The 15,342-nt window shown below is 46.4% G+C and carries 18 protein-coding genes and 1 tRNA gene; 11 read left to right on the top strand and 8 right to left on the bottom strand.

The genetic code is table 11. The annotated features are described in order from the left end of the window. Positions 1–32: 32 nt before the first annotated feature. A complete protein-coding gene (locus tag ACLWNV_RS05500; RefSeq protein ID WP_413586913.1) occupies positions 33–860 on the bottom strand; it encodes a hypothetical protein in 828 nt (275 codons plus the stop codon). A 375-nt stretch (positions 861–1,235) separates the two neighbouring features. On the opposite strand from ACLWNV_RS05500, the gene rnk reads away from it, so the two are divergent. From rnk to ACLWNV_RS05470, 6 genes are all read left to right on the top strand, one after another. After that, positions 1,236–1,613, top strand: coding sequence for a nucleoside diphosphate kinase regulator (gene rnk / locus ACLWNV_RS05495; RefSeq protein ID WP_413586912.1), 378 nt, complete (start codon positions 1,236–1,238; stop codon positions 1,611–1,613). A 92-nt stretch (positions 1,614–1,705) separates the two neighbouring features. Then, on the top strand, positions 1,706–1,879 hold the full coding sequence (locus ACLWNV_RS05490; RefSeq protein ID WP_413586911.1) for a hypothetical protein: 174 nt from the start codon (positions 1,706–1,708) through the stop codon (positions 1,877–1,879). A 55-nt stretch (positions 1,880–1,934) separates the two neighbouring features. Beyond that, positions 1,935–3,509: a hypothetical protein gene (locus ACLWNV_RS05485; protein ID WP_413586909.1), complete on the top strand. Its 1,575-nt coding sequence runs from the start codon at positions 1,935–1,937 to the stop codon at positions 3,507–3,509. Between the two features lie 40 nt (positions 3,510–3,549). Then, on the top strand, positions 3,550–4,005 hold the full coding sequence (locus ACLWNV_RS05480; protein ID WP_413586908.1) for a hypothetical protein: 456 nt from the start codon (positions 3,550–3,552) through the stop codon (positions 4,003–4,005). A 155-nt stretch (positions 4,006–4,160) separates the two neighbouring features. Then, on the top strand, positions 4,161–4,574 hold the full coding sequence (locus tag ACLWNV_RS05475) for a hypothetical protein (RefSeq protein WP_413586907.1): 414 nt from the start codon (positions 4,161–4,163) through the stop codon (positions 4,572–4,574). 9 nt (positions 4,575–4,583) lie between these two features. Further along, positions 4,584–5,855 carry a DUF6923 family protein gene (locus ACLWNV_RS05470; protein WP_413586906.1) on the top strand — a complete coding sequence of 424 codons (1,272 nt, stop codon included), beginning with the start codon at positions 4,584–4,586 and terminating at the stop codon, positions 5,853–5,855. A gap of 35 nt (positions 5,856–5,890) precedes the next feature. On the opposite strand, the gene ACLWNV_RS05465 is transcribed toward ACLWNV_RS05470, so the two are convergent. Together ACLWNV_RS05465 and ACLWNV_RS05460 are read right to left on the bottom strand one after the other, a co-directional pair. Continuing rightward, entirely contained in the window at positions 5,891–6,505 is a 615-nt protein-coding gene (locus ACLWNV_RS05465) for a DUF938 domain-containing protein (protein WP_413586905.1), read from the bottom strand. 57 nt (positions 6,506–6,562) lie between these two features. Further along, positions 6,563–7,684 (bottom strand): BamA/TamA family outer membrane protein, encoded by a 1,122-nt coding sequence (locus tag ACLWNV_RS05460; RefSeq protein ID WP_413586904.1) that lies wholly within the window; start codon positions 7,682–7,684, stop codon positions 6,563–6,565. Positions 7,685–7,937: 253 nt separating this feature from the next. Between ACLWNV_RS05460 and ACLWNV_RS05455 the strand changes: the two genes are divergently transcribed. Both ACLWNV_RS05455 and ACLWNV_RS05450 read left to right on the top strand, forming a co-directional pair. Beyond that, complete coding sequence (locus ACLWNV_RS05455) at positions 7,938–8,795, top strand: S1 family peptidase (RefSeq protein ID WP_413586903.1); 858 nt, start codon at positions 7,938–7,940, stop codon at positions 8,793–8,795. A gap of 263 nt (positions 8,796–9,058) precedes the next feature. Next, positions 9,059–9,883 (top strand): hypothetical protein, encoded by an 825-nt coding sequence (locus ACLWNV_RS05450; RefSeq protein WP_413586902.1) that lies wholly within the window; start codon positions 9,059–9,061, stop codon positions 9,881–9,883. A 464-nt stretch (positions 9,884–10,347) separates the two neighbouring features. Here ACLWNV_RS05450 and ACLWNV_RS05445 read toward each other — a convergent pair whose 3' ends face one another. The 4 genes from ACLWNV_RS05445 to ACLWNV_RS05430 form a co-directional block, all read right to left on the bottom strand. After that, positions 10,348–10,635: a hypothetical protein gene (locus tag ACLWNV_RS05445; RefSeq protein ID WP_413586901.1), complete on the bottom strand. Its 288-nt coding sequence runs from the start codon at positions 10,633–10,635 to the stop codon at positions 10,348–10,350. 177 nt (positions 10,636–10,812) lie between these two features. Then, a complete protein-coding gene (locus ACLWNV_RS05440; RefSeq protein ID WP_413586900.1) occupies positions 10,813–11,295 on the bottom strand; it encodes a hypothetical protein in 483 nt (160 codons plus the stop codon). 138 nt (positions 11,296–11,433) lie between these two features. Continuing rightward, the gene (locus tag ACLWNV_RS05435) at positions 11,434–11,805 is read right to left on the bottom strand and encodes a DUF1622 domain-containing protein (RefSeq protein WP_413586899.1); all 372 of its coding nucleotides are present in this window, start codon (positions 11,803–11,805) and stop codon (positions 11,434–11,436) included. A gap of 235 nt (positions 11,806–12,040) precedes the next feature. Beyond that, positions 12,041–12,117, bottom strand: a tRNA-Met gene (locus tag ACLWNV_RS05430). A gap of 189 nt (positions 12,118–12,306) precedes the next feature. On the opposite strand from ACLWNV_RS05430, the gene ACLWNV_RS05425 reads away from it, so the two are divergent. The 3 genes from ACLWNV_RS05425 (at position 12,307) to ACLWNV_RS05415 (ending at position 14,767) form a co-directional block, all read left to right on the top strand. Next, on the top strand, positions 12,307–13,752 hold the full coding sequence (locus ACLWNV_RS05425; protein WP_413586898.1) for a hypothetical protein: 1,446 nt from the start codon (positions 12,307–12,309) through the stop codon (positions 13,750–13,752). 19 nt (positions 13,753–13,771) lie between these two features. Continuing rightward, positions 13,772–14,239, top strand: a complete 468-nt coding sequence (locus tag ACLWNV_RS05420; protein WP_413586897.1) for a hypothetical protein — start codon at positions 13,772–13,774, stop codon at positions 14,237–14,239. 105 nt (positions 14,240–14,344) lie between these two features. Next, a complete protein-coding gene (locus ACLWNV_RS05415) occupies positions 14,345–14,767 on the top strand; it encodes a DoxX family protein (protein ID WP_413586896.1) in 423 nt (140 codons plus the stop codon). Positions 14,768–14,864: 97 nt separating this feature from the next. Here ACLWNV_RS05415 and ACLWNV_RS05410 read toward each other — a convergent pair whose 3' ends face one another. Beyond that, complete coding sequence (locus ACLWNV_RS05410; RefSeq protein ID WP_413586895.1) at positions 14,865–15,335, bottom strand: hypothetical protein; 471 nt, start codon at positions 15,333–15,335, stop codon at positions 14,865–14,867. Between the last annotated feature and the right edge of the window lie 7 nt (positions 15,336–15,342).

The raw sequence follows: 15,342 nt of genomic DNA, 5'->3' as shown, positions 1-15,342 counted from the left end.
TTTAAATCGGAAAAGAGCGCAATTCGAAAAAACTAGTTACAGTATTTGCCCCAAGTGTTGCCAAGTTTGTCGCCAACACCGATGTGCAATGATGCACTTCCATAGTGACCGATCGCACGGATACGACCGGCTTTACGCATTTTGCAAAGTTCTTTAAAGGCAGTATTTGCCGTCGAGTTACTTGCAAAGCGCACGTCCACGGAAGTTCCGTAAGGATGGCGACCTGCTGCCCCGCCCACGTTTTTATTGTAGGGCTCTGGACGCCACCAGTTGTAAATCTGGCTGACCTTCAAACCTTTTGCCTGAAGATCTTTAATAACCTTCACCGCAGAGATTGGATACTTCCATGTAGTCTCATTCGGATGAATCAGAACATGGGCTTGGCTGGAACCATAGGTACATCTGAAAGTATTTTTACTGCTTGGATTCGGGCGAATCAATTGAGCGCACCAGGAAGAGTTATCTGTTTCAGCAGCACATTTTGCCAAAAACTTTTCCTTCTTACTTAAACCCAAATCCACCGAAGACTCCTGGGAGTTGGATGCTTTCACGCAACCTAACGCCAAAAGTTCGTCATCGATTCCCTCATCTGAAGTTTCTGAATGATCATGACCGTCGTCTTGTGTCTGATCGTTTACCAAGTGATCCACGATGTCTTCAGAATCAGAATCTGTCGTGTCCGTAACATTTTGTGAATCTTCATTGTCGATCGCAGTCTGTTCGTCACCGCCATCGATTGTCTGAACATTTTCTGAATGGTCTGCGAGTTGGTACTCACTGTTGTCTGCTCGTTGACAAGAAATAGAAAACATTCCAAGAGCTGCGATTAGTGCCGTACTGAATAAAATCCTTTTATTCATTTTTCTCCCTCTGGCGCGTTTTTGTGCGCAATAACAGAAGGGTAACCTTGCCAAACTGCAACTTTGGAAAATGAATGACAGAACAGCAAAGAACTGGTGTTAGGTTCGGCGACTAAGGTTTGGAATCTTTCCTGAAACCATAATTAACTCAGTATTTTAGCGATGGTTGATATTTAGATTGAGGTCTGGTAGGATTAAACCAGAATGAATTTTTCAATTGTTAGACCTTCTTATATTTCCAAAACGCTTCCACCTCAGTGTGGATTGGTTTTGAAGTTTATTTCTTAAGCCGCAGAGTCAGCCTCTGTGGCTGGTCATTTTTTATTTCTATAAATTAAATCCAAAATTTAAACCGCTCTCAAAGGAGTAATAGGTATGGAAAACCTTCCATCACTCGTCATCACACACGATGACTATCACAAAATTTCAGCTATTCTTTCATTTGCCAAAGCCTCTGTTGCTGAACAATTAGAAGAAGAACTGGGTCGCGCCCGTTTGGTTTCTAACGAGGAACTTGGCCAGGACATTGTTGCCATGAATTCGACCGTGACGTTCGTTGATTTGGATACAGACAAAGAACAAGCCGTTACTTTGTGCTATCCAAACGATGCCAATATCGAAGAAAACAAAGTGTCCATTCTGGCGCCAATCGGTGCAGCGTTGATTGGTCTTCGCGTGGGTCAGGAAATCTCCTGGCCGTTAGCTGATGGCAAAATCAAACGCATCAGCGTGCGCTCAGTAACGCAGGGTTAACACGGCCACTGCCCGTTTCAAGTCCGGTGCGAACGCGCACTTTTCTGTCGGTCGGTTTCCAAACTGCTATCCTAAAAGAAACAGGAGGAGTTATGGCAACCGTCGGAAATAAAAACGACAACCACAGAAATGGTGCCGTTCGCAAACGCAGCCAGGTGTTTAATACTCACACCGAACACTGGGTAGAGCGCGATACGACCACCGGCCGCTTTATCAACGTTAAGGCCGATAACAAACCCTTCAAAGGCGTTCGAAAAGAACGTTAGGATTTGTTAAGAGCCCGGGCTTTTTTCCGATAAGTGGACTCGATTGGGAGTCTTCATGAAGCGGATTATAGGCCTTGGTATTGCGATCACATCTTGTGCGGCGGCTTTTAATTTTACTTACCAGCCTGTGACTGAACTTAGCTCCAGAACACCGGCGCAAGCACCGTTTCATTCTGCGACAGAAGATGAAATGGCCAGCCCCCGTTGCGTAAATCAGGACCACGTCCGCAGAAATAATTTAAAAAACTTTATCGCCAAATATTCGGATATTTCCCGATTGGAACTGCCTGCGGTTACCGAAGTGGCTGGAATTCGTTTCGAGAACGAACATCCGGAACTGGTGTATCGCTTTATGCAACTGGTAACCCCACCGGCTGACCGGATTTTTGCCAGCAAAAATCTAAAACCAGAGGACATCAAAAAAGCGTTCGGTAAGCCCAGTGGCTGCGACAAAGTTCTGTGCGCAGTACAGCGACTTTTTGGTAAAGAAGAAGGCCCCCTGATTCTTTTGCTTTTGACGGAGTACGATTTAAATTTATCCCACTATGTCTGGAATAATGCCGCTGCCTGGAAGGCTTCAGAGATTCGCGACATCATGAAAGCGATCGAAGCGACGCCAGGACATTTGCTGCCATTGGATCTGAATCAAAAAATGATCCACTTCAAACGCGGTTATGGTTACTCCGGTCAGGAGAATGTCATTGCCAATGCTTCGATTGAAGTCTTTGACGTTTGGAATGAAGAAAAGCAGCCCATCCGCCAATATTCGATTTACCATGAGTTCGCTCATAACTGGAGTGCCATGCACTCGAACAACATCGATGTTTCACCGGAATGGCTGAAAATTTCTGGCTGGGATTCCCAGGAGAAGAATCCGCGTCTTGTGGAAGTTTGGAAAACTCATCCAGGAACAGAACACGTTTCGATCTATGCCAAAACGAATCCCTTCGAGGATTTCGCAGAGAGCGTCTCCGCATATCGCTATGCTCCTCACCGTTTAAAATCAGTCAGCGCAGAAAAATATAAATTTGTGAAAGACATCGTTTACGGCGGCATGGAATTTACGGGTTCCTGCCCCCGCGCAGGCGACTTTGATATTCGCTACGGCACAGAGTTCGCAGCGTTCGACCAGGCGGCAGCTAATGAGTTTATTGATACTTCTGCCTCCAAGTGCTTTCATGAAAACATCGCAGTTCTTCGTGATCCACGCCTGAAAGCAGGGTTTCTTTCGTGCTTAAGCATTCGTGCTGCGAACGAAGTTTTACGCCAAAATGGTCAGGTTCATGACGATGACAATAAGCCCTTGGCTCTGTATGACCTTCTGGGTGATGCCAGAGTCCGCTTCCCTGAAATTGAGCGCCGCGGAACTGCAGAGCTTCGTAATCTTTTAACCACTGCCCTTCTGCCCCATGCCGCAAAAATCGACGAAGCTTTAAAAGCCAAAGAATGCGACTATGCATTTGATGCGACGAAAACTGAAAAGCAGGCAGCAGAGATGGGTCTAAAAAGTTATGACTTATATTTTGCTATCAAGGATCTAAGCCAACTGGTATGCAAAAGCATGATGGACTCCAAACAAACCCGTGCCACCCGAGAAAAGATTTTTGTCAGTCTTAAAGAGTACTTCTAGTTCTCTGGCTTTTCTAAGGATCGTGTTGTTCAATAGTGGCATGAAGCTTTTGGGCATTGCCTGTATTTTAATTCTATTAACTTCCTGCCAATCCTTTCGCGATTATTTTTATCGCGAAGGCATCCTGCCTTTCACCAGCGATGGCTGCACCATGAGCCCCAATGGCCCTAAAGAACATCCCTATGCGTTTTTTGAGTGCTGTGTGCAGCACGACTATGCTTACTGGCAAGGCGGAACATTAAAACAAAAAGAGGCGGCCGATCTTTCCCTGAAGTCCTGCATTGCTGAACACTCCAACGAAAACATCGGCAGCATCTATTACCGAGCTGTCAATCTGGGTGGCGGCCCGCAGTTCAACACTCCGTTTCGCTGGGGATACGGCTGGCCACGGAATCGCGGCTACAGAGAACTTTCCAGTCAGGAAATTTATTACGTCGAAGATGAATCAAAACAGATTCAATGGGATTTAATCTATAAAACCCTTCGCGGTGAATAATTAAATCCCACACAAGTTCCTGATCTTGAAATTTCGCAATCTATTGTTCGTGGGGAACGGCTGCACCATCTTGTAATCCAACAGATTAGTTTCTCATAAATTGTAAGAACTCTGCCCGTCTGGATATCGTGGCTTAAATAAACAACCGAGGGTATATGAGTACGATAAAAATATTTTCATCGCTTCTGCCGTTTTTAATATGCTCCCCATCTTTTGCAACCGTGTCACAGTTGGTGGGATCATGGACCGCCATCGGTGGAGCACGCTCCTGGCAAAGAATTGACATAAGCCGAGGCATGATTGCTACCGGCTATCGTGTCTGCTCCGGCGGAATTTGCGAAGGTCGCGAAGTTTTTCGTCTAACCTCTTATGGGCGAACTAAATTTCTTTCGCCTATTCATAACGTCGCCACTGGAAAGGTGGTCGATAAGGAAAACGGTTTTGTCGCCACAGAGGTTTTTGAACTTCGCAATAACCAACTGATTCTGCGCGAATACATCAATCTTTCAACTCGTCCTGGTGGCAAAGACTCTGTTTTAGAAACAACCTTTGCTCGGTTAAGACGGTAGGAGTCGACTATGACAAAATTTCTTTTAGTGGCTCTGATGACCTTAGGTTTGACGGAATTCGCCAGCGCGGCTCACCGTCTTCCACCGAGTATTGCACAACTTCTAAAGCCCCAGCGGGCGGCTACATTTACTTGTGACAACACTATCTATGTAAGTTCCCATCCTTATGGAAATCAAACCACAGATCTGCTGACCTTGGCTCCGTATACAGGGAGATCCCAACAGATTTCCCGCAACGAAGCCTATGGCTATGATGCGATCGGCTTTAATCATACGGATGGCTATCTTTACGGTATCAGCAACTATGGAAACTTGGGTGATGACAATCCTCACTTGATTCGCATCAATCCCGCAAATGGAGACATTTTAGATTTGGGTCCCAACCCTGCCTTGGATGGCGAAGAATGGATCATCGGGACCATCATGAAAGATGGGACCTATGTGATCGGAACATTTGCGACTATGAAGTGGCTACGAATTGATTTAACCAATTACGCCATTGTGGATAGCGGAACACTGCCACGTCCTTTCGTTACTGCCTGGGCAGCAAATCCCATAGACAATATGGTCTATGGTTACGAAACAATGGATCAAAAACTAATTCGTTTTAACCCCTACACCAATGTCTTTGAGGAATTTCCGAACGAACTTACAAACGTCGGTCAGTATCCGTGTTCAACGGCGTTCTATCAGGATGGCACGATGTTTTTGTACTGCAAAGATGGTGATACCACTAATTCCATGTACCGCGTTGATCTGTTAACTCATACCGCAGTCTCCTTAACTTCAGGATTGGGATTGGGAGCGGGAGATATGGCGACCTGTGCATTTCCCAATGTAGAACCGACTCCGGTGCCAGAGCCAGAACCAGATCCTGACTTCAGCGGTAAATGGCAGAATCACAAGCACTGCATTGAAATCGCAAAAGATCTTAAGTCAGTGGAGTATTATGACAAGTGCGGCCCGTTAGAGTGCAAAAAACGACGAGGTATTTTAAAAACGTATAGCTTTGACGGTTCTGAAAATACCAATGAGCGTGGACTGATCACCTACAACAACCGCCTGCTTAAGGAAAAAATGCAGGAAGTTCATCTATTGGATTCCCGCAGAATGCGTGTGATGGATTTTGAAAGTGTGAGCGCGCGATATCCACTGAACGATTGGGACCGGGATGTCTATCACAAGGTGCGTGAATGCAAATGGAAGATGCCACATATTCCAATCCCTCATCCAAAACCAAAACCTAAGCCAAAACCTCAGCCGACACCCACTCCGGGATAAGCAAAAAAAAAGCCACTCAGTCGAGTGGCTTTTTTTTACCTTTTTCCGACGAATTTTAAACGACGGAACACAAGCAGACGGTTGTTCGCGGGCATTTCATAATCTTTAAGCAATTCAAAATCATTTTTGAACATCGCACTTAAGACATCCTCAAAAGCGCGAATGCCACGGGATGGATTTTCAGCTCGCAAAGATTTATCGAATTCTTCATTACTTGGAGTCGTGAACTTACCGTTGTAATTAAACGGTCCATAAATCAAAACTTTGCCGCCCTCTTGCAATCGGCCGCTGATAAGTTTGATAAATGTCTTACATTCCTTCCAGCTCATGATGTGGAAGGTATTGATCGTCAAAATCACGTCATAGGTGCGAATGGGAAAATCATCTTCGCCGACCTTCATGCGATACGGCGTTTTAATATTAGGAATACCAGCTTCTTTGATTGCCGTTTTTAACATCGGCAGATTTTCGCTGACTTCAGTGGGCTGCCATTCCATTTTTGGAAACTGCGGTGCCAGATAAATGGCATGCTGACCTGTGCCTGATCCAACCTCCAACAAACGCTGATCATCCGGGCGAAGGACTTTCTTAAGTACTTCCAGAATTGGTTCTTTGTTGCGATCTGCTGCGGGTGAAAATGGAATTTCCATGGGTATCCTTGCTGGTGACGAAAAGCACAAGGTATTTTCCTATGCCTATAAAAGCAATCAGAAACCCCAGGCACCACCAGCTTGTATGTAAAAGACCCATTCTTCGGGACCCTTGGCGATATCTACTCCCATTTGAAAGCCCAACAGCCGGGCGATAAGATATCTAAACCCCGCACCATAAGCCGAGGCGGTTTCAGCATCCTTCAGGTCATTGCCTGAATCCGCTGCTCTACCCGCTCCGCCAAATATCGAAGTTTCCCAGCGGGGATGAGGTTTATAGCGAACTTCTGCTTCGACAGAGGTAGCGATTTCGCCTTGATAACGAAGCTTCGGAATACCACGCAGACTAATATAGGGTTTAGCGTAAAAGGGAGCTTCATCCCCCACCCACTTTGTTTGAAGACGGGCCGCGAATCCCCATAATTCACTAGCTCGTGCAAAGCCCTGAAAGTCCACCGCTTGAACGTGGTAATCCAAATCACCACCCAAGGCTTCATCAAAAATGTAGTAGCGATATTCCAGATACAGTCCGGATTCGGGCGACAGAGTATTGTTACGATTATCATAGCTCACCAACAGCGAGATTCCGCCATTGCGGTTTTCCAAATCCTGGGGCTGCAGAGCCGGTGGCAATATCGAGCCATCAAAATCAACGTTCAGTGCAGTGTAAATGTAGCGACCACCCAAAAAGAAATTACTGTCGTTCACTCGGGCGCGCAGGTCATTAAAGACTCCCCATCCGTTAAGGTTGTAACCAAAATGAAGTTCATTATCGGCACCAAATCCAGAGAGTCCGTAAAAATCCAAATTGGCAGAGGCCGCCATCACAAAACCCAAATAACGCCAGCGATCCTGATCCCAGTTGCGCAGGTAAAAAGCTCCGCCGAACCAGGTTCCATTTTCGGTGGCAGCACCCATGACCCCAGTCACAGTAGGCGCAATAAAGCGATTGCGGCTCGCGGGAGCATCTTCATTTTCACTCATAAATACCAAGGCCAGACCGCCACCATATCCTACCGCAGGCTCGGTGATGATAATCGGAACTGGTAAAAAACCGCGGTGTTTTAGTAACCACTCACTGGCATCCAGGAAGTGATCCTCGGGATCAAGGAATATGGATTCAGCACGAGTTAAAGGAGAAGCAAGAATGAAGAGTAGTAAAAGTAATAGCATTCTCATCGCTACAGTTTACGACTCCACCACCTTGCCTTGTAGTATTCTGCTGGTGCTTTTTAGCAGGTGCAACGGCGCAAGCAATGGACGGCATGCAGGAAATACAGGGGTGCCCAAGGCTTGATCGGTCACTTATTGTCTCGAAATTCCACGAGCTTACCCGCTCGTAATTCAGATATACCAACTACTTGGGACTAAGAAGTGAATATTCCAATATTTAAACCCTGTTTCCCAGGATGTTCGGGTATAACCACTCCCTATGAAAACATACTCTGCTCTTCTGATCGTGACGGCGGCTTTTCTTCTTACTTCCTGCGGGCCGGGCCCGGAAAATTCCTTAAATCTTGATGGTGAAAACTCATCCATCATTAACGGCACCAAAGTCAGCGCGCGAACGAATGATGGCTCCCGTGGAGTGGTTTTGTTTCTGCCCGTGAACAGCTTAGGAATGGCGACTGGGATTTGCACGGCGACGTTGATCAGCGATCATAGCGTACTTACTGCAGCACACTGCTATGACAAGAAAAGTAAAACTCTTGCTGGTTTTAAAATTATCTTCGCTAACAACAAGGGCATCGCGACACGTGAAGCTTATAAACGCGAAGGCACTGTCGTAGTTACTCCGAAAAACTATCGCAAAACCAAGATTGGTCTTTTGAATGACGTGGCCGTTGCATTTTTCGATGGCGGAATTCCAGAAGGATACGAGCCTATCGAACTTGAGCGAGATCCTAACAACAACTATCAAAATCGTTTCGTGAATGTTTATGGCTACGGAAAAAACAGAGATTCGGCAGAAGTTTTCTCTATCGGCTATGGCAGCGCTGGGGATTTATACAAAGCCGTTATCAAAGTGAACGGCGCCTATGGTTTGATGCCGGATCGTTACCACCTTCTTAGCAAAGGGAATTCACAGTTTGTTTGCAGCGGCGATTCCGGTGGTGGCCACTTTATTAATGTGAATGGCAAGCCCCGCCTGGTGGGTGTGACATCCTCGGTTTCTGGAACTAAAGATATCTTCGGCCACGTGACTTGCACAAAAGGCACGTCGACCGCGATGAAAGTTTCTCACTTCGCCACTTGGATCGATCAGGTCCATGCCGAATACGGCAGATAAAATAATTTGGAAAAGGCCACCCACGAGGTGGCTTTTTTTTGCTTTTTATCAAAACACCCGCAAATCCAGTCTGGAACTGAAAGTCCCATGGTACAAAAAGGTATTGTGGGAATTTCGGGCGCATGGGAAGACGTTACTTTTGCAGATCGTTTAAGGTACTTGCTTGCTTATTCTTCGCCGTACTTCCAGCGATGAAGGCGCATGGCGCTTTTCAGTTACGTGATGTTAACCCACAAGAACTTGCTAACTCGATCGTCGCCTTAATGTCTTTTTCAGCCATTCCTGATTTGGCTTCAAGCTCCCTTGCCGTCAACAATGCACAAACAGGAAATCCAGCCATTTCGATGACTCAATTTGGTGGTGGCTTCACCATCAGCCAGACGACTCCCCTTTATCTGGAAGGCGCGGCTGCCTACAGCCGCTATGATCCCAAATTTATTGCGACCGACGGAACCGAAACTCGCTCTGTCCCCTTAAAGTGGAATTCCGGCACCGTTCAAGGTGGAGTAGGTTGGGATATTCCACTCTATAAAGACTGGGTGTTCCGCCCGATTTTCAATTTCTCGTTCGGTATGATTTTTAGCGATACCGAAGTTGGCGCTGCTTTGATTGCTGATTACAAAGATATGGAGAATATAGACTTCTTGGACGGCGGAAACATGACCGTCGGTGGACTGGGCGGTGCTGTTATGATCGCCTATGAGTTCCACGATCTGGGCAGGGGCCGCGACGTGGATCTGCAACTGCGCTATTCTTACATCCATTTGCAAAGCATGGGCGGCAGTCGCTCGGTCAGTGGCTATTCTGATTCAGAAACTGCAAACATTTACTATCGCTGGCGCGCACCGATTGGTGATTGGCAATTGCTGGGCGAGCCTTTCCGCTATGTTCTTGAAACTTCAGGCTCACACTACATGGGGGATCAAACCGGGGTGCTGGGGTTTCACTATCTGGCAACCGTTGGTGCGGGGCTGGAGTTAGAGTCCAGCGACTATAACGTTTGGGTCACACGAACCCGCTTGGTAGGACGTTATATGTTTGGTGATAACGTCACCGGTTGGTCCGTGGGCTTGGCTTGTTCATTTTAATGACAGGCCGATGTTTGACGAATGAAGTTTTGGCATTGGCGAGCGGCCTCTTCTTTAGGGGCAACATTTACGGTATCAAACTGTTCCTATATAAGCTTTTCAGATATGCGCTTGCATCAGGCCTGTGAATCTACCCTTGTATACCTAGTGTGTGGATACCTTCCATTAGGATTCCCTCAACCAAAAACCAACCAAGGGAGTTCTATGAAAGCAATGACAGCGATTCTAATTCATTTACTGCTCTAACCAGTTTTGCGAGCAGCAACTATGAAAACTATGACTACGAAATGCCAAGCTATAGCAATCCGTATTGCTCCATCCATAACAACAATCCACGCCAATGCAACGCCACTCCGTTCTGTCAGTACACGCGCCCTGCGGATCAATGCATGAGTCTTTAAAATGAAAAAAGCCTGTTCGCTTGAACAGGCTTTTGATTGAATTCTTATTTTAAAGTTTGAAAATTAAAGCTCTTCTAATGCGATATTAAAATCGTGTTCTGAAATCGCTTCGATGCCTTCTTCTTCCAAAAGATCTTGAGCAACGACCTGAGCATCAAGCAGACGATCCACATTGTCGCTAACAAAGCCCGTTTTGAAGATGATCTTCTTTTTAGAATTCTCCACCCCGATAACAGCAACTGCGCCATCGATACCTGTGATGAAAACGCCACCAAGCACATCAGCTGCTGCGTTTAGTTCTTTAAGATGACTTTTAATAAGCTTTGTAACTTCAGATTTGATCTCTTGCATAGGGAGCTTTTCTACTTCGCCTGAGCCAAACTGTAAACCGTTATGGGTGCTATACAGGTAAAAAACGCTCCCAAAAGGCAAATGCGCTACGCATTATTTAGGGCTTCGTGGGCAGGAGCACGGAATCCTATAAGCATCGGAAGAATTCTCGCCATACTTTGGACTCGCACTAAGTTTTTATTTCTTAACCGGGATAAAGCGGCTGCCGCTTTTTCCAGTGGGTGCAGCGCCCTTCTTGCCCTTCTTCACTGGCAACTCTTCGTCGAATCCGAAGTCATCGTCTTCATCGAAGTCGTCGCCGTCACCTTCGTCATCATCACGCGGGGCTTTCGCTTTCGCAGGCTTTGCCGGTTTTGCGGGCTTGGCTTCAACAACCTTTTTCTCCATCCCCTTACGTGCCACGCGCACATCGCGGGAATTAGGTTTTCCAAAAGTCTCAATGTCTTCAAGTGGAATCAGAACTACGCGGTTGGATTTATAAACCTTTACCCCGTCTTCAGAAATGCTTTTAATCTGTCCCGTAAAACCGAAATGCCCCAAGGCAGAGCCAGTCAGACGAAATTTAAGCTCGGACTTGGCTTTAAGACCCTTGTTGATCTCTTTCACATCCGTGGATGCGAATTCAAGTTTAAGGATTTCGACAATTTCCGCTAGCTTCATAAAAGTATTCCTTTGGGGATTTAAGGGATCGGCAGCGCCGGACTATAAAGAGTAATCTTCCTTCCGGCAATCTTTGCCATCAACCGGAGTTTTATTTTCAAACCCTTACATCGAGTAATTGCGACTTGTTTGATCACTTTATTTTAAAGAGCGATCCACCCGTGACCAGGGCCAGCGACCTTCAATTTCGACTTCCAGAGAAAAGCTTAAGAACGTTCTAATCAGTACGATTAACGAAAGCACCCCTAGCGTTGTGAACGTCGGCTCCACCGCAACGGTACCAATGATATCTCCGGCTACTAAAAATTCAAGCCCAAGCAATATGGACTTACCCAGCGAGCTGCGAAGATTTTCGTAGGCGTTTGGTTCCTTAGAGAAGTGCTGGCGAAGAAAGTTATAGGTCGCAACCAAGCCACCTAAAACAATAATAAGGACGCCCCACACCTCGACGATCTTGGCCAAGACCCCCAGGTTGCTATCAATGATAGAAAGAATAGATGATGATTCCATTCTTAAAACAGTATCGCTAAGAGAAAGTGCACTGCAGGTGAATAACTTGTGAGTGCCAAGGATCAATGAATTTTGGGCAAAAAAAAACCTGCATTCCTGCAGGTTTGATATTTCTCTCAGAGGCTCATTTCCGGAGAAACTTCCATCAGAACGCATCCGATGAACTATATCTACTTCGGCGGAGCCGAAGTGTAGACAGTAATTTTTTGAACACCCAAAGGGTGGGCAAAAAATTTGGTAGTGAGAGGCGGACTTGAACCGCCGACCTACGGATTATGATTCCGTTGCTCTAACCAGCTGAGCTACCCCACCAACCGTAACGCTTGCGCGTGAGCCGCAATTTTTATTAGTTCTGCGTCCTTCTGTCAATTGTTGCGTTCGCGTTATCTTAAGATTTTCGAAAATCCTAAGGGGCCCAGTCTTTAGTCTTGACCCAGTTGTCATATCACAATGGAATAATTACTCGGACATAATGTTCAATCTCAGGGAAGGGATAATTATATGAAAAGACTGATGATGGCAGCCCTACTGCCGGCGATTTTGGTGGGTTGTACGAACTCCAACAACCACGCCATTCCCACGAATAACGGCGGCTCTGGCCACGAAATCAAAGTTTCCGCGAACAAACTTTCTGTGACAGGTATGGATGGCATCGCTTTGGCGGACGCACAGATCCTGATCGGTGATGCACTCAACTCCCCGTTTGAAGGCAACCTTCTAACAACAGACGCAGCGGGTCAAATCGAGATCCCAGCTTCTTGGACGACGGCTCAGCCAGTAACTATCCACGCAAAAGGTTATGTGCGCATGACTTATATGTCTGTGGAGCCAGGGGCTGTGGAATTCAAACTTCGTCCTTTGAATACTGTGAACCAATTTGAAGTTAAGGGCACAGCTCAAGGACTTCCAATTAAGAACGGTGACGGCAACATCGACTTCGGCTTGGTAATGCAAGGATTCACTAAGATGCAACTTTTCGCCTTTAATATGGATTCCGTATTGAGCGCGCAAAGCGACAAGATCTCAGCACTGGGTCAGGAAATGGAAATTCCAGCGAACTTGTCTTTGCCAAAACAAAGCGAAAAGTACGCTTTGTTCACAGTCACTTTGGATAAACCGGCTTACCGTATTTACTTCGGTCAACCAGGTGTGACTCGCGTGTTCGTAGCTCGCGGTACTTTCCCGTTCAAACAAGTGGTTGATGGCGTTCGTGGCGGAGCAAAACTTTACGAGATGCTAAACGTGTTCAACCTGACTGCAGGTGCGGTGCGTGACGTGAATCTTTCTAAAGGCAGCACTCCACTGGATTTGCCGACGAATGAGTTGAAGTTTTCAACGAAGAACACTTTGATTGCCCCACAAATCCGCGGCGACGAAACGTTCATGGCGGCGGCACTTTCTGGTCAATCCGGCTTCTTGCTTCCGACTGATGTTAAAAAATTGAATGGCGGTCAAAAAATCGCTCTTAATACAATTCCTGGCATGGAAGCCAGTGCGTTGGCGGTTTTGACTAAAACTGAAGATCTTCGCAACGACATCGACCGTGTTTCGACGGCGATCCTTCCGTTCGCAGGCACAATGTCGCCAAAGGTTTTGCCTTTGATCAGCAATCCATCTGTGACTTCTGGTGGTCTTGAGCTGATTTTGCCGCAGTTTAACACTGTGGACGGTGTGAATCCGATTGCGACTTACGCGGTGTTCTCGAATCAAATCGAAGTTAAGCAAGGCGCTGACAAAGTGAAATTGATGAACCCGACTTGGGAAGTTTACGCTGACAAATGGGTGACGAACATGAAGGTTCCAAATTTCCCGAACGACACGCTACTAAATGGCAACAAGCGTTGGGAAGTGAACTTTTTGGGTTCACAAACGGCTTCACAAGCGCCTATGGGCCCTGCTATGATCGAAGCTGCAACACATGTCACACACAGCTCGGTTAACTTCTAGAATTATTCTCTTATCTCTTGTGATTTTCACAGGCGGCAGTCTTTTGGGCTGCAGCCTGTTTGATAAAAGACCATCAACCAATCAACAGATGGCAAAATTCAACAAGCAACGAGTCTTCTTTGCTCCTTACGACACTGTCTGGAGAGCCGCCCACGCGGTGATCAAATTCCCTATCGCCCAAGAAAATCAGGATACCGGCCTTATTGAAACCGAGTACATCAAAGGTATTGATGGCTGGCTTCCGCCTGATGTGAACAAACCACCTTCCAGTGGCATCCGCTATAAATTGATTTTCACTTTTGCCAAAGGCACGGCTGATGGCCGCGAATCCACGCGAGTGACCATTGATAAAAAAATGGAAATTCTGCGCGACTTCTTCTCCACTCCTGAATCTATTGAATCCGACGGGCTTGAGGAAAAGATTCTGTTTTACAGAATCGAGCGCGAGTTGGTTGTGATGGATGCCCTAAAACGCGCAGCCAACTAACTCTTTGCGTGCTTGCAGATTAACAGCAACTTGCAAAGTTCATTGAATCCCCTGAAAATCAGTTAAGACTATTAATATCGACACATATTTTCAGAAAGGCACATCATGAATATCAAAAGCTTTCTTTTTGCGAATAACACGGGAACTACCGGCCAGGTCGGCATTTTACTGCTTCGCTTGTTTGCAGGACTGGTGATGGCGTTTGCACACGGTATGGGGAAATTTCCGATCTCTGATCAGTTGATCGCAGGGGTTGAGTCTGTGGGCTTTCCAATGCCGGTGATGTTTGCTTACGCAGCAGCCCTGACTGAGTTCGTTGGTGGCGTGATGTTGGCGCTGGGACTTCTTACTCGCCCGGTTGGAATTTTACTGGCATTCACGATGTTCGTAGCGGGTATTTTCATCCACGCCGCAGATCCGTTTCAGATCAAAGAACTGGCGTTCTTGTACATGTTCGTGTTCATCTTCTTTGCTTGCTACGGCGGCGGCAGATTTTCGTTGGATAACAAGCTGGGATCCAAAGTTTAGTCTGTCGCGATTTTTACCAAAAAACTAAATTTAAAAAAGTAAAAGGCAGCTTCATCAGCTGCCTTTTTTTTGTTTGCTTGGTTTCGTAGCAAACTGATTATTTTTCAGGAACAACTTCAGCTGATTGTGTTCCGGAAGGAGTTCTTATTGAGCTTCCGTCTGCAACCTGGGATTTTGAAGGATCAGAAGCACACAGGGAACTTATATTAAAGTGTTCCGGTGGATCATAGGTTTTGTCATTCGCGGCATCAATGGCCATACCGATTAATCCGCCGAAAACGATATTTCCGGCAACTCCGGCCAGGGCATCATACTTGGTTTTAATCACACCTTCGCGGGATTCATTGTTACAAGTGACCGTCACTGGGATGTCCTCTTTCGAGCGAGTAACTCGAATAGTGGTTTGTCCATTCTTTAAAGTGTACTGTCCATCCGGCAGACTGACATGGGTATCGCCATTTTGAAGTCCCCCGGAAAGACGCATGGATGTCCTTTCCGATTTTACAATCGTCGCGCAGCCCGCAAGATAAAATCCCAAAGCCGCTGCTAAAAGATAATTCCCGTTCATCTTGACC

Source organism: Bdellovibrio sp. HCB274, from assembly GCF_047306075.1.
Taxonomy (GTDB): domain Bacteria; phylum Bdellovibrionota; class Bdellovibrionia; order Bdellovibrionales; family Bdellovibrionaceae; genus Bdellovibrio.
Note: the sequence above shows the minus strand (reverse complement) of the source record. Positions and strands in the feature narration are given on the sequence as shown.